This window comes from Streptomyces sp. LMG1-1-1.1 (assembly GCF_040815545.1).
GTDB lineage: Bacteria > Actinomycetota > Actinomycetes > Streptomycetales > Streptomycetaceae > Streptomyces.
Genome location: NZ_JBFPNH010000015.1, coordinates 1 through 25,139, shown reverse-complemented (window position 1 = coordinate 25,139; position 25,139 = coordinate 1). Strand labels below are relative to the sequence as shown.

Annotated in this window: 23 protein-coding genes and 1 pseudogene; 14 read left to right on the top strand and 10 right to left on the bottom strand. The window is 71.8% G+C overall.

The window, feature by feature from the left end:
- Positions 1–53 precede the first annotated feature (53 nt).
- Positions 54–680, bottom strand: coding sequence for a YigZ family protein (locus MRBLMG1_RS06620; protein ID WP_367821676.1), 627 nt, complete (start codon positions 678–680; stop codon positions 54–56).
- A gap of 9 nt (positions 681–689) precedes the next feature.
- Complete coding sequence (locus MRBLMG1_RS06615) at positions 690–2,048, bottom strand: PucR family transcriptional regulator (RefSeq protein WP_367821675.1); 1,359 nt, start codon at positions 2,046–2,048, stop codon at positions 690–692.
- A 225-nt stretch (positions 2,049–2,273) separates the two neighbouring features.
- On the opposite strand from MRBLMG1_RS06615, the gene MRBLMG1_RS06610 reads away from it, so the two are divergent.
- The 3 genes from MRBLMG1_RS06610 (at position 2,274) to MRBLMG1_RS06600 (ending at position 5,862) form a co-directional block, all read left to right on the top strand.
- Positions 2,274–3,800 carry a long-chain-fatty-acid--CoA ligase gene (locus MRBLMG1_RS06610; protein WP_367821673.1) on the top strand — a complete coding sequence of 509 codons (1,527 nt, stop codon included), beginning with the start codon at positions 2,274–2,276 and terminating at the stop codon, positions 3,798–3,800.
- A 69-nt stretch (positions 3,801–3,869) separates the two neighbouring features.
- Positions 3,870–5,342 (top strand): carboxylesterase/lipase family protein, encoded by a 1,473-nt coding sequence (locus MRBLMG1_RS06605; RefSeq protein ID WP_367821672.1) that lies wholly within the window; start codon positions 3,870–3,872, stop codon positions 5,340–5,342.
- 79 nt (positions 5,343–5,421) lie between these two features.
- Positions 5,422–5,862: a CoA-binding protein gene (locus MRBLMG1_RS06600; RefSeq protein ID WP_367821671.1), complete on the top strand. Its 441-nt coding sequence runs from the start codon at positions 5,422–5,424 to the stop codon at positions 5,860–5,862.
- Positions 5,863–6,011: 149 nt separating this feature from the next.
- On the opposite strand, the gene MRBLMG1_RS06595 is transcribed toward MRBLMG1_RS06600, so the two are convergent.
- Positions 6,012–6,584, bottom strand: coding sequence for a helix-turn-helix domain-containing protein (locus tag MRBLMG1_RS06595; RefSeq protein ID WP_367821669.1), 573 nt, complete (start codon positions 6,582–6,584; stop codon positions 6,012–6,014).
- 112 nt (positions 6,585–6,696) lie between these two features.
- Between MRBLMG1_RS06595 and MRBLMG1_RS06590 the strand changes: the two genes are divergently transcribed.
- From MRBLMG1_RS06590 to MRBLMG1_RS06560, 7 genes are all read left to right on the top strand, one after another.
- Positions 6,697–7,560, top strand: coding sequence for an EamA family transporter (locus tag MRBLMG1_RS06590; protein WP_367821667.1), 864 nt, complete (start codon positions 6,697–6,699; stop codon positions 7,558–7,560).
- Positions 7,561–7,987: 427 nt separating this feature from the next.
- On the top strand, positions 7,988–10,462 hold the full coding sequence (locus MRBLMG1_RS06585) for a glycoside hydrolase domain-containing protein (protein WP_367821665.1): 2,475 nt from the start codon (positions 7,988–7,990) through the stop codon (positions 10,460–10,462).
- A gap of 64 nt (positions 10,463–10,526) precedes the next feature.
- Positions 10,527–10,946 carry a hypothetical protein gene (locus tag MRBLMG1_RS06580; protein ID WP_367821663.1) on the top strand — a complete coding sequence of 140 codons (420 nt, stop codon included), beginning with the start codon at positions 10,527–10,529 and terminating at the stop codon, positions 10,944–10,946.
- Entirely contained in the window at positions 10,946–11,632 is a 687-nt protein-coding gene (locus MRBLMG1_RS06575) for a hypothetical protein (RefSeq protein WP_367821661.1), read from the top strand. Before MRBLMG1_RS06580 ends, MRBLMG1_RS06575 begins: the two co-directional genes overlap by 1 nt.
- A gap of 305 nt (positions 11,633–11,937) precedes the next feature.
- Positions 11,938–14,253, top strand: a complete 2,316-nt coding sequence (locus MRBLMG1_RS06570) for a glycoside hydrolase domain-containing protein (RefSeq protein ID WP_367821659.1) — start codon at positions 11,938–11,940, stop codon at positions 14,251–14,253.
- Positions 14,254–14,273: 20 nt separating this feature from the next.
- Positions 14,274–14,723, top strand: a complete 450-nt coding sequence (locus tag MRBLMG1_RS06565) for a hypothetical protein (RefSeq protein ID WP_367821657.1) — start codon at positions 14,274–14,276, stop codon at positions 14,721–14,723.
- A complete protein-coding gene (locus MRBLMG1_RS06560) occupies positions 14,720–15,382 on the top strand; it encodes a hypothetical protein (protein ID WP_367821655.1) in 663 nt (220 codons plus the stop codon). The genes MRBLMG1_RS06565 and MRBLMG1_RS06560 overlap by 4 nt, the downstream gene beginning before the upstream one ends.
- Positions 15,383–15,433: 51 nt before the next feature.
- Here the strand turns inward: MRBLMG1_RS06560 and MRBLMG1_RS06555 are convergent, their stop codons facing one another.
- Positions 15,434–16,189 carry an acyltransferase gene (locus tag MRBLMG1_RS06555; protein ID WP_367821653.1) on the bottom strand — a complete coding sequence of 252 codons (756 nt, stop codon included), beginning with the start codon at positions 16,187–16,189 and terminating at the stop codon, positions 15,434–15,436.
- A 132-nt stretch (positions 16,190–16,321) separates the two neighbouring features.
- Here MRBLMG1_RS06555 and MRBLMG1_RS06550 point away from each other — a divergent pair, with 132 nt between their 5' ends.
- The gene (locus MRBLMG1_RS06550) at positions 16,322–16,849 is read left to right on the top strand and encodes a gamma carbonic anhydrase family protein (RefSeq protein ID WP_367821651.1); all 528 of its coding nucleotides are present in this window, start codon (positions 16,322–16,324) and stop codon (positions 16,847–16,849) included.
- A gap of 64 nt (positions 16,850–16,913) precedes the next feature.
- Here MRBLMG1_RS06550 and MRBLMG1_RS06545 read toward each other — a convergent pair whose 3' ends face one another.
- A complete protein-coding gene (locus MRBLMG1_RS06545) occupies positions 16,914–17,567 on the bottom strand; it encodes a DedA family protein (protein WP_367821649.1) in 654 nt (217 codons plus the stop codon).
- Positions 17,568–17,741: 174 nt separating this feature from the next.
- Positions 17,742–18,179 carry a DUF4442 domain-containing protein gene (locus tag MRBLMG1_RS06540; protein ID WP_367821895.1) on the bottom strand — a complete coding sequence of 146 codons (438 nt, stop codon included), beginning with the start codon at positions 18,177–18,179 and terminating at the stop codon, positions 17,742–17,744.
- 98 nt (positions 18,180–18,277) lie between these two features.
- Between MRBLMG1_RS06540 and MRBLMG1_RS06535 the strand changes: the two genes are divergently transcribed.
- Both MRBLMG1_RS06535 and MRBLMG1_RS06530 read left to right on the top strand, forming a co-directional pair.
- Entirely contained in the window at positions 18,278–19,351 is a 1,074-nt protein-coding gene (locus tag MRBLMG1_RS06535; RefSeq protein ID WP_367821647.1) for a hypothetical protein, read from the top strand.
- Positions 19,352–19,590: 239 nt separating this feature from the next.
- Positions 19,591–20,910 (top strand): MFS transporter, encoded by a 1,320-nt coding sequence (locus tag MRBLMG1_RS06530; RefSeq protein WP_367821646.1) that lies wholly within the window; start codon positions 19,591–19,593, stop codon positions 20,908–20,910.
- A gap of 25 nt (positions 20,911–20,935) precedes the next feature.
- On the opposite strand, the gene MRBLMG1_RS06525 is transcribed toward MRBLMG1_RS06530, so the two are convergent.
- A complete protein-coding gene (locus tag MRBLMG1_RS06525) occupies positions 20,936–21,781 on the bottom strand; it encodes a spermidine synthase (RefSeq protein ID WP_367821645.1) in 846 nt (281 codons plus the stop codon).
- 64 nt (positions 21,782–21,845) lie between these two features.
- On the bottom strand, positions 21,846–22,601 hold the full coding sequence (locus tag MRBLMG1_RS06520) for a DNA alkylation repair protein (RefSeq protein WP_367821643.1): 756 nt from the start codon (positions 22,599–22,601) through the stop codon (positions 21,846–21,848).
- A gap of 196 nt (positions 22,602–22,797) precedes the next feature.
- Between MRBLMG1_RS06520 and MRBLMG1_RS06515 the strand changes: the two genes are divergently transcribed.
- Positions 22,798–23,547 carry a TVP38/TMEM64 family protein gene (locus tag MRBLMG1_RS06515; RefSeq protein ID WP_367821641.1) on the top strand — a complete coding sequence of 250 codons (750 nt, stop codon included), beginning with the start codon at positions 22,798–22,800 and terminating at the stop codon, positions 23,545–23,547.
- A 28-nt stretch (positions 23,548–23,575) separates the two neighbouring features.
- On the opposite strand, the gene MRBLMG1_RS06510 is transcribed toward MRBLMG1_RS06515, so the two are convergent.
- Entirely contained in the window at positions 23,576–24,745 is a 1,170-nt protein-coding gene (locus tag MRBLMG1_RS06510; protein ID WP_367821639.1) for a thiolase family protein, read from the bottom strand.
- A 122-nt stretch (positions 24,746–24,867) separates the two neighbouring features.
- A pseudogene (locus tag MRBLMG1_RS06505) lies at positions 24,868–25,139 on the bottom strand (IS630 family transposase); the annotation flags it as partial.

Here is a 25,139-nt window from a genome sequence, read left to right as displayed (position 1 = left end):
CGCGGAGGGGTGGCGCGCGTCACGCGTCGCCGTACGCGGAGGGGTGGCGCGCGTCACGCGTCGCCGTACGCCTCTCCGCCGAGCTCGAAGGCGGCCGTGCCCGCCGTGGTGTCGGCGAGCCAGGCGCGGAAGGCGGGGACGTCCGAGTCGGGCAGGCCGATCTCGATGGTGACGGCGTCGGCGTAACGGACGTCACGGACGGCGCGCCCGGTGGCGCGCAGGTCGTTCTCCAGCTTCCCGGCCCGCTGGTGGTCGACGGTGACGGTGGCGAGCCGGAAGCGCTGCCGGGTGATCGTGCCGAGGGCGTCGAGTGCCTCGCCGACGACGCCGCCGTACGCGCGGATGAGGCCGCCGGCGCCGAGCTTCACGCCGCCGTAGTAGCGGGTGACGACGGCCGCGACGTACCGCACCTCGCGGCGCAGCAGCATCTGGAGCATGGGGACGCCGGCCGTGCCGCCCGGCTCGCCGTCGTCGCTGGCCCTCTGGACGGAGGCGTCGGCGCCGAGGACGTAGGCGAAGCAGTTGTGGGTGGCGGTCGGGTGCTCCTTGCGGATGCGGGCGACGAACTCCTGGGCCTCCCGCTCGTCGGCGACGGGCGCCAGCGCGCACAGGAAGCGCGAGCGGTTGATCTCGGTCTCGTGCACGCCCTCGCGGGCCGGCGTGCGGTACTGCTCCTGCATCCGGCCAGCCTACGTTCCGTCGGCGTCCCGTTCTCCGGCGGCCGGTACGGGGGCGGCCGCGAGGCCCGCGTACGGCAGGGCGCGCAGGGCCAGGGCCCAGCCGAGCCTGGCCTCGCCCGATTCGCTGGAGCGGCCGGTGAGCTCGGCGATGCGGCCGATGCGGTTGAGGACCGTGTTGCGGTGGCAGTAGAGCTCCTCGGCGGCCCGTGAGGCCGAGCAGCCGTGGTCGAGCCAGGCCCCGAGGGTGGTGAGGAGCGCGGCCCGCTCGCCGCCGGTGGCGAGGACGGGGCCGAGGTGGACGGTGACGATCCGCTCGGCGATGTCGGTGCGGCCGCTGAGGAGGACCTCGGCGAGCCGGGCGTCGAAGCCCGCGACCTCGCCGCTGCCGGCCCGGAGGGTGCGCAGGGTCTGTTCGGCGAGCCGCAGGGCGCGGCCGGCCTGGGAGAGCCGCTCGAACTCAGGGGAGACGCCGGCGGTCGCGCCGGTCCGCTCGCGCAGGGCCGCGAGGAGGGTACGGACCGCCGGGTCGGCGCCGCCGCGTCCGGTCGGGGTCCGGTCGGCGGGCGTGACGCGGCGGGGCAGCCGGACGATGCCGGCGTACCGCCCCGAGCGGGGCCGCCAGAAGGACCACAGGCCCTGGGCCTCCAGGGCGGGCGCCAGGTGCGGCGGTGCGGCCGGGTCCTGGGCGGCGACCACGGCGACGTACCGGTCGACCGCGGGGACGCCGAGCGCGGCCGCGGCGGCCGAGGCCACGGCCGGGTCGTCGGCGCGGCCGTCGAGCAGCGCCTCGAAGAGGGCGACGCGCCGGGTGTCCTGGCGGCTCTGCAGCTCCAGCTGGGCGACCCGGTAGGCGTCGGCCATGGCGACGGAGTAGCGGTCGATGGTCTCCCAGACGCCGCTCGCCATGTCGAGCTCGGTGTCGCGGCTGTCGGAGGCGCGTCCGGCCCGGACGCGCAGGTGCTCGGCCATGACCTGCCAGAGGACCCGGCCGCCGCGCCGGTAGGCCTGGAGGACGGTGTCGAGCGGCACGCCCTGCTCGGCGCGGCGGCGGCCGGTCTCTCGCGCCGCCCACTCGAAGTCGCCGCCGGTCGCGTCGAGGCCGCCGAAGTCCTCCAGGGCGCGCAGCAGGTTGTCCCGGCAGATCTCCCAGAGGTCCTCCCGGGTGACGGGGGCGCCGGAGGCGTACGTACCGGAGTGGGCGCGGATGTCGGCGACGGCGCGGTCGGTGAGCCGGTCGACGTCGGCCAGCATCGTCGTGGCGAGGGCGCGGCGGAGCGCGCCGGAGCCTCCGGCGGTGCCCAGGGGCGTGTGGCTTCCGCCTGAGCGCGCCCCCGCGGGTTCGCCGGGCGCGGCCGAGCTGTGCGTCATGCGAGGCACCGTAGCGGCGGTATTTGGCGAATGCCACGGGGCGGGGTCGACGGTGGGGCCGTTGCCCAGCTCGCTCCGTCACATGGTGGGCGTCTGCACATGGTGTGCGGGCGGGGTCGCGGCGGATTCTGTGCGGTGTCAGCCGATGGTCGACGGCGCCGTCGCCTCCGCGTCCTCCGAGCGGTGTCCGAGGCGTCGTCCTCTCCGTGCCCCCTGGAGCGTGTCATGTCACTGAGCGTCGCCGGTGTGCTGGGCGAGTCCGCCCGCCACTTCCCCGACCGGATCGCGGTGGTCGAGGGAGCGACCCGGCTCACCTACGGCGAGCTGTGGACGGAGGCGCTGCGCTGCGCCGCGGGGCTGCGGGAGGCCGGTGTGAAGCCGGGCGACCGGCTGGCCGTGCTGCTGCCGAACACGACCGAGTTCCTGCGCGTGTACTACGGGGCCCTCGCCGCCGGCGCGACGGTGGTGCCGGTGCACGCGCTGCTCGTCGCCGACGAGGTGCGGCACGTCCTCGAACACAGCGGCGCGGTCGGCATCGTCAGCGGCGGGCCGCTCTGGGCGGTGGCCGACGAGGCGGCGCGGGCCGCCGGGGTGCGCGCCTTCCAGGGGGCGCCGTCGGCCGCGGAGCCGCTCGCCGCGCCGGAGCCGGCCGAGCCGTCCGACATCGCGGTGATCCTCTACACGAGCGGCACGACGGGCCGCCCCAAGGGCGCCCTGCTCACGCATCTCAACATCGTCATGAACGCCTCCGTGACCTCCCAGGACCTGCTCGGTCTGGGCGCCGGCGACGTGGTCCTCGGCTGTCTGCCGCTGTTCCACAGCTACGGCCAGACGTGTGCGATGAACGGCACTCTCCGCCAGGGCGCGACGCTGGTGCTCATGCCCCGGTTCAGCGGTCCCGCGGCGCTCCGGGTGCTCGCCGACGAGGGCGTGACGGTCTTCATGGGCGTCCCCACGATGTACCACGCCCTGGTGGAGGCCGCGGCGGCTTCGGAGCTGCGGCCCACGGCCCTGCGCGCCGCCGTGTCGGGCGGAGCGGCGCTGCCGGTCGCCGTCCTGGAACGCTTCGAGGAGGCCTTCCGCACCCAGGTCCTCGAGGGGTACGGCCTGACGGAGACCTCGCCGGTCGCCACCTTCAACCAGCCGCACCTGGGCCGCCGGCCGGGGACGGTCGGGCATCCGGTGTGGGGTGTCGAGGTGGGCGTCGCGGACGCGGCCGTCGACGGGGAGGTCCGGCTGCTCGCGGACGGCGAGGTCGGCGAGGTCGTGGTGCGCGGGCACAACGTCTTCGCCGGATACCTCGACGACCCGGAGGCGACGGCCGCGGCGGTCGTCGACGGCTGGTTCCGCACGGGCGACCTCGGCACCCGAGACGAGGACGGCTTCCTGCGGATCGTGGACCGGAAGAAGGACCTGGTGATCCGCGGCGGCTTCAACATCTACCCGCGGGAGGTCGAGGAGGTGCTCGTCCGCCATCCGTCGGTCGCGGAGGTCGCGGTGATCGGCGTCCCCGACGAGGCGAAGGGCGAGGAGGTGTGCGCGGTGGTGGTACGCCGGGAGAACGCCGCCCCGCTCTCCGAGGACGAGCTCGTCGACTGGTCCCGCGAGCGGCTCGGCCGCCACAAGTACCCCCGGATCGTGCGCTTCGTCGACGAGCTGCCGCTCGGCCCGACGGGCAAGGTCCTCAAGCGCGCACTGGTGGAGCGGAGTCAGGCCCTGTCCGGAAGGTCCCGGCCGGCTCGCCGGGCCTGATCGGCGGGACACCCCCTGCGCGCCGCCCTGCCTTCGCGTCACCGTCGACCACGAGAAAGGCCTGAATCGGTGTCGGAGTACGGTCCCGAGGCCCGCACGCGCGGCGGCGTGCTGCGCGGTTCCCTGAAGGGCGGGGTGGCCGCCTTCCTCGGCATCCCCTATGCCCGGCCGCCCGTGGGTGAGCTGCGTTTCCGGGGGCCGGAGCCGGCCGAACCCTGGGACGGGGTGCGGGAGGCCACGGCGTTCGGTCCTACGGCGCCCAAGCGCCCGTACTCCCCGCCGCTGGACGCGCTCCTTCCCGACCCCGAGGTGGTGGGCGACGGCTGTCTGAACCTCAACGTGTGGGCTCCGTGGGAGGGTTCGGCGCCGGCCGCGCCGGAGGGCGGGCGGCCGGTGATGGTGTGGATCCACGGCGGTTCCCTGATCCACGGCTCCTCGTCGGTCCCCGTCTACGACGGCACCGCGTTCGCCCGCGACGGCGTGGTGCTCGTCTCGCTCAACTACCGGCTCGGCGTCGAGGGGTTCGGGGTCTTCCCCGACGCGCCCGCCAACCTGGGCCTGCGCGACCAGATCGCCGCGCTCGCCTGGGTGCGGGCGAACATCACGGCCTTCGGCGGCGATCCGGAGCGGGTGACGGTGTTCGGCGAGTCGGCGGGCGCGATCTCGATCGCCGCGCTCCTCGCCTCGCCGCTCGCCGAGGGCCTGTTCCGGCGGGCGGTGCTGCAGAGCGGCGCCCCGATGGCACTGCCGCTCGACCGCGCGCGCCGGACCACGGAGGCGGTGGCCGCGCGGCTCAAGGTGCCGGCGACGGCGGAGGCACTCGCGCGCGTAAACCCGGAGCGGCTGCTCGCGGCGCAGACGGAGGTGACCGGCAAGGGCTCGCCGCTGACGGGCGGGTACTCCTTCCAGATCGCCGTGGACGGCGAGGTCCTGCCGCGGGATCCGGCGGACGCGCTCGCGGCCGGGGCATCGGCCGGGGTGGACGTCCTGATGGGCACGACCACCGAGGAGTACCGGCTCTGGTTCGTGCCGGGCGGGGTCGTCGACCGGGTGGGGCCCCTCGCGCAGCGGCTCGTGCTGTGGAAGACGAGGGTGCCGTCGCGTACGGCCCGGGTGTACCGGGCGGGCCGTACGCGGGAGAAGCCCGGCGAGGTGCTCGGCGCGCTCGCGACGGACAAGCTGCTGCGGATACCGCTGAACCGGCTCGCGGATGCCCGCCTGCGCTCCGGCGCACCCGGGGGCACGTATCTGTACGAGTTCGGCTGGCGCTCGCCGGTCCTCGGCCTCGGGGCCTGTCACGCGCTGGAGCTCGGCTTCGTCTTCGACACGCTCGACCTGCCGGAGACCCGGGCGCTGACGGGCCCTGACGCGCCCCCCGCCCTGGCCGCGGCGATGCACGCGGCCTGGGTGGCCTTCGCCGCGACCGGCGACCCCGGCTGGCGGGCCTGGGATCCCGCCCGGCCGGTCATGGCCTTCGGCCCGGGCGCTCCGTCCCTGGTCGAGGCCCCGCGCGAGGCCGAACGGCGCGCCTGGGACGGCTGAGGGTCCCGGCGGGAATCACCGCGCGGCGCGGCTCGTTCCCCTGGGGGACGGACCGCGCCGAGGAGAGGCAGCAGTAACGATGAGCGTCGACACAGCGACCACGGAGCCGAGCGGGTACTCCGCGGCGGAGACGGTACGGCGGATCCTGACGTCCACCGGCGACACCTGGGCGGTGGTGGGGCTCTCCTCCAACCAGGCGCGGGCCGCGTACGGCGTGGCGGCGGTCCTCCAGCGCTTCGGCAAGCGGATCGTCCCGGTCCATCCGAAGGCGGAGACGGTCCACGGCGAGCAGGGGTACGCCTCCCTCGCCGACATCCCGTTCCCGGTGGACGTCGTCGACGTGTTCGTGAACAGCGACCAGGCGGGCGGGATCGCCGACGAGGCGGTGGGGATCGGCGCCAAGGCGGTCTGGTTCCAGCTGGACGTCATCGACGACGACGCCTTCGCCCGCACCCGCGCGGCGGGCCTCGACATGGTCATGGACCGCTGCCCCGCGATCGAGATCCCGCGCCTGGGCTGACCGGTCGCGGGACGACGCCGTTGACGCCGGCCCTCGCCGCCTGCGTGGTGAAGTCGGCGTTCGGGGGCGGGCCGGGCGTCGCGAAGTCTCCGACGGGTGCGCGCATGCACGCCACGCTGACGACCCGGGGCGGGCGGCGGACGGGCGTCTCAGCGTACGGGCGGGATGGAGACGGCCATCGTCATCTCGACGGGCTCGTCGCCGTCGTTGCGGTAGACGTGCGCCACGTTCGCCTCGAAGACGGCGGAGGTGCCGGCCGGCAGCGTGTGCTCCTCGCCGTCCACGACGAGGGTGAGGACTCCGGCGGTGACGTGCAGGAGCTCGGTCGTACCGTCCGGGTGCGGGTCGGAGGCGCTGCCGTCGCCCGGCATGAGGGTCCAGGACCAGAGTTCCAGCGGGCCGCGGGCCTCGGTGCCGACCAGCAGGGTGGTGTGGCTGCCGGTGGAGGTGGACCACATGCGGACGGCCTGGCCGGGCGGGACGAGCCGGACCTGGGGGCCCTGCTCGTAGTCGAGGAGGGTCGTGATGGAGACGCCGAGCGCGTCGGCCAGCTTGACCGTGGTGCCCACGCTGGGGTTCGTCCGGGCCTGCTCGATCTGGATGATCATGCCCCGGCTGACGCCCGCCCGCGCGGCGAGCGCGTCCAGGGTGAAGCCCCGCTCCTTGCGCCAGCGCTTCAGGTTCCGGGCGAGCGACTGCGTGAGCTGGTCGAGGTCCGACACATTTCCGTCCAATATTTTGGATGACAGAGTTCAATGGACTGAACTACGGTGGGGTGTACCCGATTGTTCACTGCACTGTACTGCGTCCTGCCGTACGCGACTGCGAGGATCCATGACCGCCCTGTTCGCCCTGGCCACCAGCCTGCTCTGGGGCCTCGCCGACTTCGGCGGCGGGCTGCTCACCCGGCGGATCCCCGCCCTCACGGTCGTCGTCGTCTCCCAGGTCCTCGCCGTCCTCGTCCTCGGCGCGATCGTCCTCTCCACCGGAGCCTGGAGCGAGGCCGGACCGCAGCTCTGGTACGCCGTCGGGGCCGGCGTCGTCGGACCCGCGGCCATGCTCGCCTTCTACAAGGCGCTCGCGCTCGGCCCCATGGGCGTCGTCTCGCCGCTCGGCTCGCTCGGCGTGGTCGTCCCGGTCTCCGTGGGCCTCCTCCTCGGCGACCGGCCGGGGCTGCTCCAGTTCGCCGGCATCGGCGTGGCGGTCTTCGGCGTGATACTCGCCGGCGGCCCCGAACTGCGCGGGGCGCCGGTCCAGCGCCAGGCGGTTTTGCTGACCCTGGTCGCGGCCTTCGGCTTCGGCTCGGTCATGGCGCTCATCGCCGAGGCCTCCACGACCCTCACCGGCCTCTTCCTGGCCCTCTTCGTCCAGCGCGTCACCAACGTCCTGGTCGGCGGCGGCGCCCTGTACGCGTCGGTGAAGCGCGGCGGCCGGGCGCTGCCCGAAGGCGGCCCCGGGATCATCCGCGCGGCGCTGCCGGCCCTCGCGTTCGTCGGCCTAGCCGACGTCGCCGCCAACGGCACGTACGCCCTCGCCGCCCAGCAGGGCCCGGTCGCCCTCGCGGCGGTCCTCGCCAGCCTCTACCCCGTCGTCACCGCCTTCGCGGCCTTCGCGTTCCTCAAGGAACGCCTCCGCTCGATCCAGGCCGTCGGCGCGCTCCTCGCCCTGGGCGGCACGGTCCTGCTGGTCGCGGCCTGATCGGCCACCCCACCCTCTCGATTCGGGCGTGACCAACGTCACATCCCGTGGATCTGGCACTCCGTGCTCTCTTCTCCCACTCTCGCGCCCCGCCGCGGCGTGGCCGGAACCCTGCCCACGCCCGGCGGGTGCGACGCGCGCCCGGCGCCCGCCACCTCCCCCACCCCCAGCGGCATCGAGGGATCGAGCGCCTCGAAGGCCGCCCTCTCCTGCCCCGCGACGACTGGCCGAGCAGCACCCCTTCCGGTCCCGATCGGTCCTCAACCCTCCTGCGAGAAAAGAGAGTTAGAAGAGCGCCACGGCGGCCGAATCCCCTTTGCAGCCGCGCGGCAACCGGCTTAGGTTCACCTGGCTCTTTCCAGAACTGCCGGCCCGTGTCGTGAGGCTTCGCGACCCGGCGCGTGCAGCGGACCGTTGGGGGAATCCCGTGGCTGACGAGAAGGTGCTCGACGCCCAGAAGTGGGTCAACGCGACCTACGGCGCCGTGGCCGGCTATGTACGGTGCCCGGAGGACGGCAGAACCGGCTGGTCGACCATGAACTCCTTGATCATGGGCCTCCAGCACGAACTGGGCATCACGCCGGTGGTGGCGAGCTTCGGCCCCACCACGATGGCCAAGGTCCAGGCGCTCGGCGACATCGGTTTCGGCTGGAACCAGAACTCCAACATCGTGCGGATCATCCAGCACGGCCTGTTCTGCAAGGGCTACTGGGGCGCCAACGGTTTCGGCGAGTTCGGCGCGGTCACCACCGAGGCGGTCAAGTCCCTCCGGGTCAACATGGGCCTGCCGGACGGCGGCACCGGGACCGCGGGCGGCCAGGTGACGCCGAAGATCTTCAAGTGCATCCTGAACATGGACGCGTACGTCGTCGTGGCCGGCGGCACCGAGAAGATCCGCAACATCCAGCAGTGGCTCAACAGCCGCTACTGGCTGAAGGACGCCTACTCGATCGGCCCTTGCGACGGCATCTACTCCCGGGACGTACAGAAGTCCCTGGTCATCGCCATCCAGTACGAGCTGGGCCTCACCCCCAGCGGCAACTTCGGCCCCGGCACCCAGGCCGGCCTGCGGTCCCACCCCGTGCGCGAGGGCGACTCCGGAATCTTCGTGGAGCTCTTCACCGCCGCCTGTGTCTTCAACGAGCCGGTGATCCTGCGCGGCCTGGACGACCAAGAGGTCCGGACGACCTTCAAGAGCACCTTCGACTCGAAGACCAGGGAGTTCGTCCAGATCTTCCAGGAGTTCGCGCAGCTGTACCGGAAGGGCGACGCCTCCTACGGCGTGGGCGAGTTCGACACCTGGGCGCAGCTCCTGGTCTCCATGGGCAACGCGGACCGTACGGCGACCGCCTCGGACACCCGGTTCGAGATCACGCCCTCCCGGGCCCGCTGGCTGTACGACAACGGCTACCGGATGGTCGGCCGCTACCTGTACGACCCGCCGGGGTCCACCCTCGACAAGGAGATCAAGCCGGGCGAGCTGCAGACCATCTTCGGCGCCGGCCTGCGGGTCTTCCCGATCTACCAGGACAACGCCCGCCAGCTCTCCGACTTCACCTACAGCCAGGGCTTCCAGCACGCCCTCAACGCACACGAGCTGGCCACCGGCTACGGCTTCAACCGGGGCACCACGATCTACTTCGCCGTCGACTACGACGCCCAGCAGTGGGAGATCGACGGGCAGCCGCAGGGCGTCGTCGCCTACTTCAACGGCGTGGTGGCCGGGCTCGCGAGCAAGGGCAAGAAGTACCTCCACGGGGTCTACGGCTCCCGCAACGTCTGTATCAACGTCACCGCCAAGACCGGGGCGCGCTTCTCCTTCGTCTCCGGCATGTCCTGGGGCTTCTCCGGCAACCTCGGCTACCCCCTGCCCTCCAACTGGGCCATCAACCAGATCAAGGAGTTCCAGGTCACCAACGGGTCGGACGTCTTCGACCTGGACCGGGACGTCTGGCGGGAGAACGGCGAGCCCGGCGTGGGCTCCGTCAACGAGACGGGCGGCCCGGCCGACGGCTACATCGCCTACGTGCAGCGGCTCCTCAACCACGCCAACGCCTACAAGACGGCGAACAACGTCGGCACCAACGCCAGCCGTCTCGTGATGGAGTTCATCCGCCACGAGAAGTACCAGGGCGTGAAGTGGTGGTGGCTGGCGGACAGCTACGACGACGGCTTCGTCGCCTACTGCAAGGCCCGCGGCGAGTCGGTCCTCAACACCTTCACGGACCCCATCACGGGCTACCAGCTCGACGCCACCCACCTGATGGCCACGGCCAACGGCTTCCTGGTCAACTCGGACCCGTCCGACAAGAAGGAGGCCGTCGGCGGCGACATCGCCGGCTGGGGCGGCGACATCATGACCTTCTGGGCGGACTGGCGGAACCACGTCGACGAGTACGCCTCGCCGCTCACGTTCACCCAGGCCAAGCTGGCCATCCCCGGCCAGGTCTCCAGCTTCGGCTACACGGACATGATCGAGGACGTCGACGGCTACCTGCTGGCCAAGCACGTCGACGGCGGCGGGAACATCCTCGACTGGATGAACGCCCACTACAACAACGGCGGCGGCCTGCGCCGCTTCCGCAGCCACTTCGACCGGCGCTGGGGCAACGGCACCGACTGCCGCGCCTGCTGCTGGGACGTCCTCGCCGGCCCCGCCGACACCACCGTGAACCTGGCCCGCCTCGCGCTCATCACGGGCGCCGGCGCCGCGCTCCCCGCGGACTACGTCCTGCTGCCGGGCAACACCGAGAAGCTCGCCCTGTTCTGCCAGGGGTTCACCGACCGTCAGCTCTCCCTGATCGGCCTGGAGAACAGCCTGGCCGCCCAGTTCAAGCAGAACCTCGCCACCTACCGCAAGCAGGCGGACCAGCGTGCGGCACAGCGAGGGGCCGGCCGATAGGCGCGACCACGGCGAGGTGGCGCGATAGGGCCGGTGCGGCACGCCGCACGTGCAGGCTTGGCCCATGGTGATCCTCCTCCTCCCCATCCTCATCCCCCTCCTGGCCGGGCTCTTCTTCTGGAGCCGACCGTTGTTCTCCGGGACATGGCGCCGCAGCCCCGGCTGGTTCGTCTGGAGCGCGTTACTGCTCCTGGCGGCCACGGGGGTCACGTACCTCGTCGGCTCGCTGGCCGGCGCCTCGCTCGACCCGGAGGAGGCCTGCCACCGGGCGGGCGAGACCTACGACGCGCTCTACCGGAGCGCGAACTTCGAGGAGTACACGCGGTGGTACCCGCTGCACGACAAGTGCAACGCCGGATACGACCTCGTCCCGGCCTGGGTCAACCCGACCCTGGCCGTGCTGCCCGCGCTGGCGGTCCTCTGCCTGGCCTACGCCGTACGACTGGCCGTCGTCCGGCGCCGTAGCGACAAGAAGGGCACGTGATGAACGATCTGAGCAGGCGCCGTGTGCTCGGCGCCGCCGGCGGTCTGGCCGGGGCCACCGCCCTCGGCCTGCTTGACCTCACCCCGGCGGCGGCCGCCGTCCCGGGCGCCACGGCCGGCCCGGTACCGAAGCCGACCAACTGGCGCGGCACCCGTTCGGCCAACGGCTGGAAGATCCTCGACGCGGCCGCCGCGCACCCCATCGAGGGCAGCGGTCGCTCCGTCCAGCTGGCCGAGGGCGACGCGGCGACGCTCCTGCTCCATGTCGCCCGCCGCTTCCACTACGAGATCGACGAGCTGCGCGTGGGGGACGTGACGGGCCACTCCACGACCCGCAGGATCCGCCTGCCGCACGAGTCGAACTACCTGTCCGGCACGGCGATATCCATCCGCCGGGACGCCTACCCGCTCGGTGTCGGCGGCGGGCTGTACCCGCACGAGCAGGTCGTGGTGCGGGACATCCTGGCCGAGCTCGACGGCGTCGTCGCCTGGGGCGGCGACCTGGCGACCCCGCACGAGTCGCACTTCGAGCTGGCTCTCGGGCCGACCCACCCGAAGGTGCGGAACGTGGCTCGCAAGCTGCGTGAGTGGCGGGACACTCCCGGTGAGGGGGCCGGCACGATCGACGCGTTCGCACCGGAGCGCCTGGCGACGGTGGCGTCGTTCAGAGCCCGAGGCGCTTCGTAGCCGGCACCGTGTGGCCGGAAGATCACTCGTCCAGGCCACCGGGGCATGGATAGATTCGGAATCCGGGAAATCCAACACGGGGGCGGAGCACGGATTTCTCTTGTGCGGGGATCGACCAACCCGCATCGACCGGTGGAAGCGCTACCGCGCCGACACCACGTCACGTCCGCTCCCGTACGTACGAAAGGAATGAAACTGTGGCGGACGAGCAAGTTCTCCGGGCCCAGAAGTGGGTGAACTCCACTTATTCGGGTGTCGCCGGATACGTGCCATGCCCCGAGGACGGACGCACGGGCTGGGGGACCATGAACTCCTTGGTCATGGGCCTGCAGAAGGAACTCGGAATCACCCCGGTCGTGGCCTCGTTCGGCCCGACCACCTACTCCAAGATGGCCGCGCTCGGCGACATCGGCTTCGGGTGGGACAAGAACCGGAACATCGTCGCGATCCTCCAGTTCGCCATGTGGTGCAAGGGATACTGGGCCGTCGAGCCCAAGAGCGAAGGCTGGTTCACCGGCGTCACCCGTGATGCCGTGTCGAAGCTCCGCGGCGACATGGGAATCGGCGGCGCGGGCGTCATCAACGCCAAGGTCGCCAAGGCCCTTCTCAACATGGACGCCTATGTCGTCGTGGCCGGCGGAAGCGACGGGATCCGGACGGTCCAGCAGTGGCTGAACAGCCGTTACTGGGCCAAGGACGCCTACAACATCGGGCCCTGTGACGGGATCTACTCCCGCGACGTCCAGAAGTCGCTGATGATCGCCCTCCAGTACGAGCTGGGCATCGCCGCGCCGAACGGCAGTTTCGGCCCCGCGACGCAGGCGGGACTGCGGTCCCACACCCTCTCCGAGGGGGCGTCCGGAGTCTTCGTCCAGCTGTTCTCCGCCGCGTGCCTCTTCAACTCCCCGACCTTCGACGCCATCGGCGACCCTGTCGTCACGACGTGGCGCTCCACGTTCGACTCCAAGCTCGGCGACTGGGTCAGCGTGTTCCAGAAGTTCAACAAGCTCACAGACAACCGCACCGGCGATTACGCGACATGGGCGCAGCTCCTGGTGTCCATGGGCGATCCCGACCGCAAGGCGACCGCGTCGGACACCCGGTTCGAGATCACCGCGTCACGCGCCAAGTGGCTGTTCGACAACGGATACCGGTTCGTCGGACGCTACATATTCGACCCGCCGGGTTCCACGCTCGACAAGGAGATCAAGCCGGGGGAACTGGACACCATCTTCCGCGCCGGGCTCAAGGTCTTCCCGATCTACCAGGACAACGCCCGCAAGGTTTCGGACTTCTCCTACACCACCGGTTACCAGCACGGGCTGAACGCCCAGAAATGTGCCGACGGATACGGCTTCAACCGGGGCACCACGATCTACTTCGCCGTCGACTACGACGCGACCAGCGAGGAGATCGCCAGCGCCATCGTGCCGTACTTCCAGGGCGTGCAGGCGGCCCTCGCCAGCCAGGGCAAGAAGTACACGCACGGCGTCTACGGATCGCGGAATGTCTGCAGCACCGTCAGCGACAAGACGTTCGCCCGGTTCTCCTTCGTCTCCGGCATGTCCTGGGGATTCTCCGGGAACCTCGGTTTCCCCATTCCGCGGAACTGGGCGTTCAACCAGATCAAGGAGTTCAAGGTCACCAACGGCACCGACTCGTTCGACCTGGACAACGACGTCGCCTCCGGGCTCGACGCCGGCGTCTCCTCGGTGAACCAGACGGGCGGCCCGGCGGACGGTTTCATCGCCTATGTCCAGAAGCTGTACGACCTGGCGGGCCAGTACGGCGCCACCGGCCAGAAGCAGAGCCAGCTGGTCATGGAGTACATCCGTCACTCCGCGTACGGCAACAAGGACACGGCCAACAAGCTCGGCTGGTGGTACCTCATCGGCGGCTACGACGGCGGATTCGTCGACTTCTGCAACTCCAAGGGCATGAGCATCACCCAGTTCTTCACCGACCCCTTCACCGGGTACCAGCTCGGCTCCGAGCACATGATGGCCACGGCCAACGCCCACCTGCTGACCGCCCAGCCGGACAACAAGAAGTCCGCCAACGGCGGCGACGTCGGCGGCTGGGCCGGTGACCTGATGACGTTCTGGGCCGACTGGCGCAACTCCGAACAGCAGTACGCCGATCCGCTGGCGTTCGCCCACGCCAGGCTCGGTGTCCCGGGCGTCTCCTCCTCGTTCGGCTTCAACGACCTCATCGAGGACGCCGACGGGTACCTGCTCGCACAGGCCGTGCGAGGCGGCAGGAACATCGTCGACGCCATGAAGGCCCACTACAACGGTGGTGGCGGTCTGCGCCGCTTCAACAACTACTTCACCGGGCGGTGGGGCAACGCCACGGACTGCAAGACCTCCGCCCATAATGCCCTGACCGCTCTGGACGGAACGCTCTCCGTCGCCCAGGCGTACCTCATCGGCTATGCCGGCGCGGCGTTCCCGGCCGATTACCAGAACCTCCCGGGCGGCTTCGACAAGCTCCAGAGGTTCGAGCAGGGCTTCGTCGACGCGCTGCTCGCCCGCATGGGAATGGAGACGAGCAGCGTGGCGACGCTCCGGGCGAACCACTCGAACTATCTCAAGGCCGCACGAGCGCGGTCCGCCCGGTAACGATCAGCGAGAACAGCGGCATGAAGCACATCCTCGTACCCCTCGGCGCCCTCCTTCTCCTCGGATGGACGCTGTGGAACCTATGGAACCTCTTCCGCATCGCCGGCGGGCTGCGGGACGGAAAATGGCGGCACCCCGTGTGGTGGGTGCGCGTGTTCTCCGTCTCGCTCTGCGCCGGCCTGATGTCGTGGCTCTGGGGACTTTTCGCGGGAGGTCTCGACACCCGCAAGACCTGCCTCTACATGCGCCACGAGAACTACGACGAGGCCTACCGGAAGGCCCGTGCGGAGGAGTTCGGAAAGCTCTTCCCCCTGCACAACAAGTGCAACGCGGACTACGACCTGGTGCCCGGGTGGGTCAACCCGACCATCGTGATCTTCGCTGTCATCGCCCTGGCCGCACTCGTCGTCCTGCTGCGATTCGCGGTCGCTCGTCTTCTCAGCCCGTCCAGAAAGGAGCACCAGTCATGAACCTGATCGGGCTCTCACGGCGCCGGTTCATCGGCGCCACCTCCGGTGTCGCGATCGCCGCGACGCTGGTCGAATTCGGCGGAGCCGCCCCGGCCCTGGCCGACAGCCGCACGTGGCAGTCGACGGCGTCCAGGAGCGGCTGGCCCGTCCTCGCCCACGCGAACACCTTCACCATCGAGGGCAGCGGCCTGCACGTCTCGCTCGCCGACGGCGACGCCGCCACCGTCCTGCTGCACGTGGCCCGGCGATTCCACTACGAGATCGACGCGCTGCGCACCGGCGACGTGCACGGCTGGACCCGCGACCGGGCGGTGGCGGAGCCGTACGAGTCGAACTACCTGTCCGGCAGCGCACTGGCGATCCGCCCCACGTGGTACCCCGTCGGCTCCAAGGGCAACCTGTACCCGAACGAGCTGATCGTCGTCCGGGACATCCTCGCCGAGCTCGACGGCGTCGTCGCCTGGGGCGGCGACTTCACGACGCCGAAGGAGTCCCACTTCGAGATCGCGGTCAAGCCCGGCCACCCGCGTCTGAAGGGCGTCGCCCGCAAGATCGGCGGCTGGAACAGCGGCCCGGGCGACGAGGGCGCGGGCGCGGTCGACGCGTTCGACCCCGAGCGCCGGCGCGCGTCCCGCGCGTTCGCACGGCGTGCCGCGTAACCCACGCGCTCCTGAGCACGTGACACGTCGTCGGCGTTCGGAGTGACTCGTTCAGGAGGACGTGGTCGTCTGTTCGGCTTCCCATGCCGCGAGCGCGGCGAGCTGTTCCGGGGTCACGTCCTCGGGGATCGGCCTGGGGGTCGGGGTCCGCAGTGGCGGCTGCCACCCCTTCTCGGGGTCCCAGCTGCGGACCACCCGGGCCGGGGCCCCCGCCACGACCGAGTGGTCAGGGACCTCGCCGCGGACGACCGCGCCGGCCGCGACGACCACGTTGCGGCCGATCCGCGCGCCCGGCAGGATCACCGCTCCCGTGCCGAGCCAGCAGCCGGGGCCGATCGAGACCGGTTCCGAGCGCGGCCACTGGCGGCCGATGGGCTCGTCGGGGTCGTCGTAGCTGTGGTTGGTCGACGTGATGTAGACGTACGGGCCGCAGTAGGTGTTCGAGCCGATGGTCACCGTCGTGTCGGCGATGACGTGGCTGCCGCGACCGAGGACGACCCCGTCGCCGAGGGTCAGGACGGTCTCCGTGCCCAGGTCGAGGTCGGGCAGCATGCCCGCCGTCAGCGTGACCTGCTCGGCGATGATGCAGCACTCGCCGATCTCGATCCACCGCTCGCCGAAGACCGTGCCCTGCGGGAAGGCGAGCCGGGTGCCCGCGCCGAGCCGGCGGAAGCGCAGCCGCCCGGGGTGCTCGGCGGTGACGGAGCCGGCCTGCTGCGCCCAGCGCCAGCCGCCCTGCACGGCGCGGGCGACGACCCGGCGCCGCCAGGCGGCGAGGGATGAGAACGTGTTTCTGTTCCTGGGCACCCGGCCACCGTAGTCGGCGCCGTCCTGCCTGATCACTGCGGTGCGCTGTGATGTCCGTCATGAGCACGGAATAGGCTGCGGCCGGGGGGTTCCCCCGGGCGCGACACCACGGCTGACGATCAGGAGCGAACCATGACAGAGGCGTTGATCAAGGGTGTGGGCGGCAAGGAGCCGCTGATCGACCCGACCGCGTTCACCGCCCCGACCTCCGTGGTGCTCGGCGAGGTCACGCTCGGCGCCCGCGCCAGCGTCTGGTACCACACCGTGCTGCGGGCGGACTGCGGTCCCATCGCGATCGGCGAGGACTCCAACATCCAGGACAACAGCACCGTGCACGTCGATCCCGGCTTCCCCGTCTCCATCGGCGACCGGGTGACCGTCGGCCACAACGCCACCGTGCACGGCTGCGTCATCGAGGACGACGTGCTCGTCGGGATGGGCGCGACGGTCCTCAACGGCGCCCGGATCGGTGCCGGCTCCCTCATCGCCGCCCAGGCGCTGGTCCCGCAGGGGATGGAGATCCCGCCGGGCTCGCTGGTGGCGGGCGTCCCGGCGAAGGTGCGCCGCCCGCTCACCGACGAGGAGAAGGAGGGCATCAAGCTGAACGCCGAGATGTACCTGCTGCTCGCGAAGGGCCACGCCGAGGCCTTCGACGCCTGAGCCTCGATGCGGCGGAGGGCGGCACCCGCACCGGGTGCCGCCCTCCGCCGTGCGGGCTCCGGGGTCAGTCCGCGACCGGGACCGGCTCCGCCTCGGCGGATGCGGCCCGCTGCGCCGCCGCCTTCTTGGCGCGGTTCTTGACGACCAGCATCGAGGCGATGCCGATCAGCACGGCGAGCACCAGGCCGAGCCAGGAGAAGCGCTTGAGCCATGCCTCGGCGACGACGCCGACCGAGTAGATGACGGCCGTGGTGCCGCCGGCCCACAGGATCCCGCCGAGGACGTTGGCGATGAGGAACTTCCAGTACGGCATGTGCAGGACGCCGGCGAGCGGTCCGGCGAAGATGCGCAGCAGGGCGATGAAGCGGCCGAAGAAGACCGCCCACATGCCCCACTTCTGGAAGGACTGCTCGGCGAGCCCGATGTTGGCCTCGCTGAAGTGCTTGGGGAACCTCTTCCCGAGCCAGGCGAGGAGTGGTCGGCCGCCCTTGCGGCCGATGGCGTAGCCGATCGAGTCGCCGATGATCGCGCCGGCCGTGGCGCAGGCGCCGAGGACGTAGGGGTTGATCTCGCCGTGCTGAGAGGCGAGCAGCGCCGAGCTCACGAGCACGATCTCGCCGGGCAGCGGGATGCCCAGGCTCTCCAGGCCGATCACCACGCCCACCAGTGCGTAGATCGCGACCGCCGGGATCGTCTCCAGCCATTCCTGCACGTGCAACGCGGTTCCTCCCGTGTCGGCCGCCCGGCGTGCACCGCGTCGGGCACGCCACAGCAGCCTATCCGGTCAGCACGGACCGACCTCGACGCCCACGGTGAGGGCTGGGTCACCCGAGGCCGGAAGACGGCCGCCCCCGCACTCGAAGGGTGCGGGGGCGGCGCGCGGCGAGCCGGGTCAGGCGCTCGGGCGGAGGGTCCACACGACGGTCATCTCGCCGGTGACGGCGCCGTCCTCGCGGGTGATGTCGATCCGCACCGGGAACTCCGGGCGCTGCCCGGCGTCGAGTTCGGCGACGACGTCGGCGGCGGGGCGGCCGAGGGTGGCGGTGGCCGTGACGACGCCCATGGCCAGCTTCTTGTAGCCGATCTCGGCGCTGACGGCGAGCGGGACGGCACGGCTCAGCTGGTCGCCGAAGGCGGCGAGCACGATGGCGCCGCTGGCGGACTCGGCCAGGGTGAACATCGCTCCGGCGTGCGGACCGCCGACGTGGTTGTGGTAGGCGGGCTGGTCCGGCAGGCGCACGACGGCGCGCTCGGCGGTGGTCTCCAGGAACTCCAGGTTGAGGGTTCCGGCCATGGGAACCGTCGCGGCGAGCATCTCGCCGACGGTCATCTGGTCTGCGCTCATGACCCGTGATGTTACCCGCGAGTAGCAGCCTTGGCCATCCCTCTCGTGGCCCGGCCGCCCCCACCCCTCTATGGTTACTGGCCATGTGGCCAGGACAGCAGCCGCCCGGGGGCGAGCAGAACCCGCAGGACCAGAATCAGAACCCCTACCAGCAGTCGGGGTACCAGCAGCCCAACCCGTACCAGCAGCCGCCGACGCAGCCGGGGTACCCGCAGCAGCCGCCGGGGTACCCGCAGCAGGGATACGCCCAGCAGCCCGGCTACGGACAGCCGAACCCGTACCAGCAGCCGACGGCGCCGCAGTACGCGGTACCCGGCCCCGGACAGCCCGGCGGCCCCGGCGACGGGAAGAAGAAGCAGACGACGCTCGTGGCGATCGTCGCCGCGACCGCGGTGGTCGTCGCCGCCGGCGTCACCGGCTACCTCGTGCTCGGCAAGGACGACGACAAGAAGCCGAACGCCGACGACCTCAAGCCGCCCGTGACGACCGGCGCCCCGACGGACCCGACGACCGCGCCCACCGCCTCACCGTCGATCGAGAACCCGCGCGACGGCGCCGCCCAGCAGCCGACGATTCCGGGCTGGAAGGTCGTCTACAACCCCAAGCACGGCACCCTCTTCGACGTACCGCCGGAGTGGGAGGTGCTGAAGCCGGGGATGATCACGTACTTCGACGACGAGAAGAAGAACGACGGCACCCCGCTCGTCACCATGTCCAGCCCCACGCGCTACAAGAGCAAGTGGTGCACCTACGACACCGACAAGAACGGCACCGAGGAGACCTGGGGCCTGAGCACCGCCGGCACCAAGGGCGGCCAGGGCGCGAAGAGCACCTCCGACGCGGCGCGCAGCGAGGCGGGCACGTGGGTGTGGGGCGGTTACGCGCAGCACATGCCGCAGAGCACCATCAAGATCACCAAGCCCGTGGCGTACACGACCAAGTCCGGTCTCACCGGGCACATGGCGACGGCCGTGGCGCCGAACGTCAAGAAGCGCAACAAGTGCGAGTCGGACGGCAAGTCGATCGCCTTCACGTTCAAGAACGCGGCGGGCGACTTCACCACCTGGGTCCTCTACGGGGCGGACGGCGTCAAGGACGAACTGCCCGACGCCACCATCCAGAAGATCCTCTCCACGGTCCGGCTCTCCGGCTCCTGACGGTCGTTCCGGACTCCTGACCGGCATGCGCGGTTCCTGACGGTCGCGTCGGGTTCCCGACCGCCCTACTCGGTTCCTGACGGTCGCTCCGGACTCCCGACCGGCATGCACATTTCCTGACGGTCGCGTCGGGTTCCCGGCGGTTCGCCCCGGGTTCCCGACGGCCCCGTCCGGTCCTCCACCGGCCCCGTCCGGATATCGGTTTGGCAGGAAGGTGAGGCGGCAGGGATAGTCCCGGGGTGACGAATCCCGCCGACTCCCCCGCCTCCCCCGGCCGTACCCGTACCCGGCGCCCCGAATGGGCGGGCCGCAACTACGTCCTGCTGACCGCCGCCACGATCGTGACCAACCTCGGCGCGAACGGCGCGCTGATCGCCACGACCTGGGCGGTCTTCGACGCCGGCGGCGACCCGGGCGACGTGGGCCTCGTGGCGATGGCCCGCTTCCTCCCGCTCGTCCTCTTCCTGCTCATCGGCGGCGCCGTGGCGGACCGGATACCCCGCCACCGGGTGATGGTCGCCGCCAACGCCCTCAACTGCGTGTCCCAGGCCGCCTTCGCGGCACTCGTCCTCTCCGGCCAGGCGCAGATCTGGCAGATGATGGCGCTCACCGCGCTGTGCGGCACCGGCCAGGCCTTCTTCAACCCGGCGGCCGAGGGCATGCTGATGGCCAGCGTCACCGGGGAGCAGGCGAGCCGCGCCTTCGCCGTCTACCGGATGGCCATGCACGGCGCGAGCATCGGCGGGGCCGCCCTCGGCGGTGCGCTGGTCGCGTTCGTGGGCCCCGGGTGGGTCCTGGCCATCGACGCGCTCGCGTTCGCCGTGGCGGGCGGCCTCCGTGCGTTCCTCGACGTGAAGGGCATCCCGGAGCGCGCGCCGAGCGGCGGCCTCTTCGCCGATCTGCGGGAAGGCTGGCGGGAGTTCATCAGCCGGCCCTGGCTCTGGTCGATCGTGGCGCAGTTCTCGGTGGTGGTCGCCCTGATCGGCGCGGTCGACTCGGTGTTCGGGCCGCTGGTCGCCCGGGACCACCTGGGCGGCTCGCAGCCCTGGGGGCTCGCCCTCGCCGCGTTCGGCGTCGGGACCGTCGCGGGCGCCGTGCTGATGACCCGGTGGAAGCCCCGCCGGCTCCTCTTCGTCGGAACGCTGTGCGTCTTCCCGATCGCGCTGCCCTCGGCGGCGCTCGCCGTACCCCTGGACGCGGCGGGGCTGACGGTCGCGATGTTCGTCAGCGGCATGGCCATCGAGGTCTTCGGCGTGTCGTGGATGACGACCATGCACCAGGAGATCCCGGAGGACAAACTGTCCCGCGTCTCCGCCTACGACTGGTTCGGCTCGACGGCCCTCCTGCCGGTCTCCACCGCGCTCGCGGGCCCGGCGGAGACCGCCTTCGGCCGCAGCCAGGCGCTGTGGGGCGCGGCGGCCCTCATGGTGCTCGTCACCGCCCTCGTCCTCCTGGTGCCGGACGTACGCAACCTGACCCGGCGTCCGCACACGAAGGAGGTCGCGGGCCCCCCGCTGGAGCCCTCGGCCGAGAGCCCGGGCGCCCGGCAGGGCCCCTGAGCCGGGACGGCCCCGGGGAGAAACCTCAGCCGATGCCGAACGCGCCGTCCGGGGGGACGGGTGACGGCACGGCCCCGGCGTCCCTGACCGGTTCCGCTCCCTTGGCGAACCGGTCCAGGGACGCGCCGTGCTCCACGCGCGCGGGGAAGGCGTCCGCCGCCACCCGGCGGGCGAGGTGTGCGATGTCGATCTCCCTGCCCGAGGCGACGAGTACGGCGTTCCCGAAGCGCCGGCCGCGCAGCACGGCCGGCTCGGCGACCAGCGCCAGCTCGGGGAAGACGGCCTCGAAGGTCGCGATCTGCGAGCGGAGGAACGCGAACGGCGCCCCGTCGGCCAGGTTGGCGGCGTAGACACCTCCCGGCCTCAGGACCCGCCGCACCTCGCGCGCGTACTCCACGGACGTGAGGTGCGCGGGCACCCGCGAACCCCCGAAGACGTCGCCCACGATCACATCGGCCGACGCCGCGGGCGCCGCCTCGAGCCAGCCCCGGGCGTCCGCCCCGTGCACGGTGACCCCGGACCCCTCCGCCAGCGGCAGGTGCTCGGCGACCAGGTCGAGCAGGCCCCGGTCCGCCTCGACCACGTCCTGGCGCGAGCCGGGCCGGGTGACGGCGACGTACCGCGGCAGGGACAGGCCCCCGCCCCCCAGGTGCAGGACGTCCAGCGGCTCGCCCTCGTCCGCGGTGCCGTCGACGACATGGGCCAGTCGCCGCGCGTACTCGAACTCCAGGTGCGCCGGGTCGTCCAGGTCCACGTACGACTGCGGAGCGCCGTCGACCGTCAGCAGCCAGGCACGCTCCCGGTCCACGTCGGGCATGAGGCGCGCGGTGCCCTGATCGACCTCGCGAATAACGGGAATGTGCTCGTTCACGCCCTCATTGTGCCGCTGCCCGCCGACCGCTCCGCCTCCGGGCGGAGTTCCGCGGCAGGGCCGGTCAGAGGTTCTTGAGGGCTTCGCGGACGGAGAGCGGGGACAGCCGGGCCTCGTGAGCGGCGACGAAGGCGCGGACTTCGGCGGGGGCGGTCTTCCCGTACTCGCGGAGGCTCCAGCCGATCGCCTTGCGGAGGAAGAAGTCCGTGTCGGCGGAGCGGCGCAGGCAGTAGGCGTACAGCCGGTCGGCGTCGGTGTCCTCCTTGAAGCGGAGCTGGTGCAGGAGCGCGGTGCGGGCGACCCACAGGTCGTCGTCCTCGACCCACTCGTCCATGCGGTCCGCGAGGGAGGGGTCGGCGGCGACGAGGGGGCCGACGACGTGGGCGGCGAGGTGGTCGACGGTGTCCCACCAGGAGACGGTGGTGACGAGCCGGTGGGCGACGGGAAGGAAGCCCGACGAACAGCGCTTCACGTGGCGGCGCAGGTAGTCGACGGCGAAGTAGTGGTACTCGCGCTCGGGCAGGGCGAAGCAGCGCAGGGCGATGGCGGCGCAGTCGCGCTCGTCGGGGCGCGGGGTGCCGTCGAGGACCGTACGGGACAGGGCCCGGCGCTCGGGCGTGCGCACCCCGAGGAACGGGGCCACACCCTTCATGTACGCGACCATCTCCTGCGCCCGGAACGGGTTCCCGGCGGCGGGGTAGACCGCGGTGAGCCGGTCCAGGACGGTGTCGGCGAGGGCGCTCTCGGGCGGCGGCGTGGTGCCGCCGGGGAGCGCCGGGTCGCCGGGAGCGGCGGGGCCGACGGGGGCACGGTCGGTCATGAGGCTCTTTCGGTCAGGGCGCGGTCGGTCATGAAGGCCCTCCCGGTGACGGCGCGGTCGGCCATGAGGGGCCCTCTCGGTCAGGCCACGGTCGGTCATGAGGCGCTCCCGGTGACGGCGCGGGCTGCGGGCTCGGCCCGGACGGACATGGCGCACATTACGGCGATCATACGGACGCGTCCGTTACTCTCCCCGAATGCTCGCCCCCGTCCCCCGGCCGCCGGGCTCCCTCGCCGTCCGCTGCTCCCGGGCCCTGCTCTCGCCCCGCGCGCGGCTCTCCCTGCTCGCGCTGCTGCTGCTCACGGCGGCGGCCCTCGTGGTGGCCTACGAACCGCAGCGGCTGCTCGCCTCGGGCTGGCCGGCGCGGACCGACGGCGCCGGGGCGGTGCTGCTCTTCGGTCTCGCGTACGGGGTGTGCACGGCGGCCTTCGTGCCGCGGCCGGTGCTCAACCTGGCGGCGGGTGCGCTCTTCGGCTCGGCGTTCGGCCTGACGGCCGCCGTCGCGGGGACGGTGCTGGGCGCGGGCATCTCCTTCACGCTCGGGCGGTACCTGGGGCAGGACGCGCTGCGCCCGCTGCTGCGCGGCCGCTGGCTGACCGCGGCGGACGGGCAGCTGAGCCGGCACGGTTTCCGCTCGATGCTGGCCATCCGCCTGTTCCCCGGTGTGCCGTTCGCGGCGGCCAACTACTGCGCGGCGGTCTCCCGCATGGGGTACGTGCCGTTCCTCCTCGCGACGGCGCTGGGCACGGTGCCGAACACGGCGGCGTACGTGGTCGCGGGCGCCCAGGCCGACGCGCCCGGCTCGCCGGCCTTCCTCTTCTCGGCCGGGTTCATCGTCCTCTCGGGTCTCGCCGGGGCGGTCGTGGCCTGGCGCAAGCGGCACGGCCTGCGCGCCCCCGCTCCGGTTCCCGCCGCGGAACCGGAGCCGGTGGGCAGCGCCCGCTGAGGCTCCGGGGCGCGGGCGGGCGCCGGCGTCAGAGCGCTTCGACGATCATCGCGTTGGCGAGGCCGCCGGCCTCGCACATCGCCTGGAGTCCGTAGCGGCCGCCGCGGGCCCGCAGGGCGTGGAGGAGGGTGGTGGTGAGGCGGGTGCCGCTGGCGCCGAGGGGGTGGCCGAGGGCGATGGCCCCGCCGTGGACGTTCACCTTGGCCGGGTCGGCGCCGGTCTCCTGCTGCCAGGCGAGGACGACGCTGGCGAAGGCCTCGTTGATCTCGAAGAGGTCGATGTCGGCGAGCCCGAGGCCGGAGCGGCGCAGCACCTTCTCGGTGGCCGGGATGACGCCGGTGAGCATGAGCAGCGGGTCGGAGCCGGTGACGGCGAAGCCGTGCAGCCGCGCGAGGGGGCGCAGGCCGAGGCTCCGGGCGGTGTCGGCGGCCATGACGAGCACGGCGGAGGCGCCGTCGTTGGTGGGGCTGCTGTTGCCCGCGGTGACGGACCAGTCGATCTGCGGGAAGCGGGCGGCGAAGCCGGGGTCCTCGAAGGCGGGACGGAGGCCGGCGAGGATCTCGGGCGTGGTCGCGGGGCGCACCGACTCGTCACGGCGGACGTTCTCGTACGGCACGACCTCCGCGTCGAAGAGTCCGGCCGCCCAGGCACGGGCCGCCTTGGTGTGCGATCCGGTGGCGAACGCGTCCATGGCCTCGCGGTCGATCGACCACTTCGCGGCGATGAGCTCGGCGCTGACGCCCTGCGGGACGAGGCCCTCGGGGTAGCGCTCGGCGACGCCGGGCCCGAAGGGGTCGGCGCCGGGCGGCACGTTGGACCACATGGGGACCCGGCTCATGGACTCGACCCCGCAGGCGATGGCGATGTCGTAGGCGCCGGACATCACGCCCTGGGCGGCGAATTGGACGGCCTGCTGGGAGGAGCCGCACTGCCGGTCGACGGTGGTGGCGGGCACGGAGTCGGGGAATCCGGCGCCGAGCCAGGCGTACCGGGTGGTGTTCATGGCCTGCTCGCCGACCTGGTCGACGGTGCCGCCGATCACGTCGTCGACGAGGGCGGGGTCGATGCCGCTGCGTTCGACGAGGGCGCGCAGCGTGTGCGAGAGGAGGGCGACGGGGTGGACGTGGGAGAGGGCTCCGCCCGCCTTGCCCTTCCCCATCGGGGTCCGAACGGCTTCGACGATGACCGCGTCACGCATGACAAGCTCCTGGGTTGGAGAAGTGGACCGACACTCGTCGGTAACATAGCCCAGTGAGTTGGACTTTCAAACCCTCGATTCGGCATGAGTTCACTTTCCAAACCCTCCATGTCGCCCCTGCCCTAGTCTTCTGAGTCAGGAATTCTATTCAGATATGAGGCGAGGCGTTCGAGGATCTCGTTCGCGGTCTTGGTCCAGACGTAGGGCCTGGGTTCGGTGTTCCAGGCGGCGATCCAGGTCCGGATGTCCTGCTCCAGGGCCTGGACAGTCTTGTGGACGCCTCGCCGTATCTGTTTATTCGTCAGCTCGGCGAACCATCGCTCCACCAGGTTGAGCCAGGACGATCCGGTGGGTGTGAAGTGCAGGTGGAACCGGGGGTGGGCCAGCAGCCACG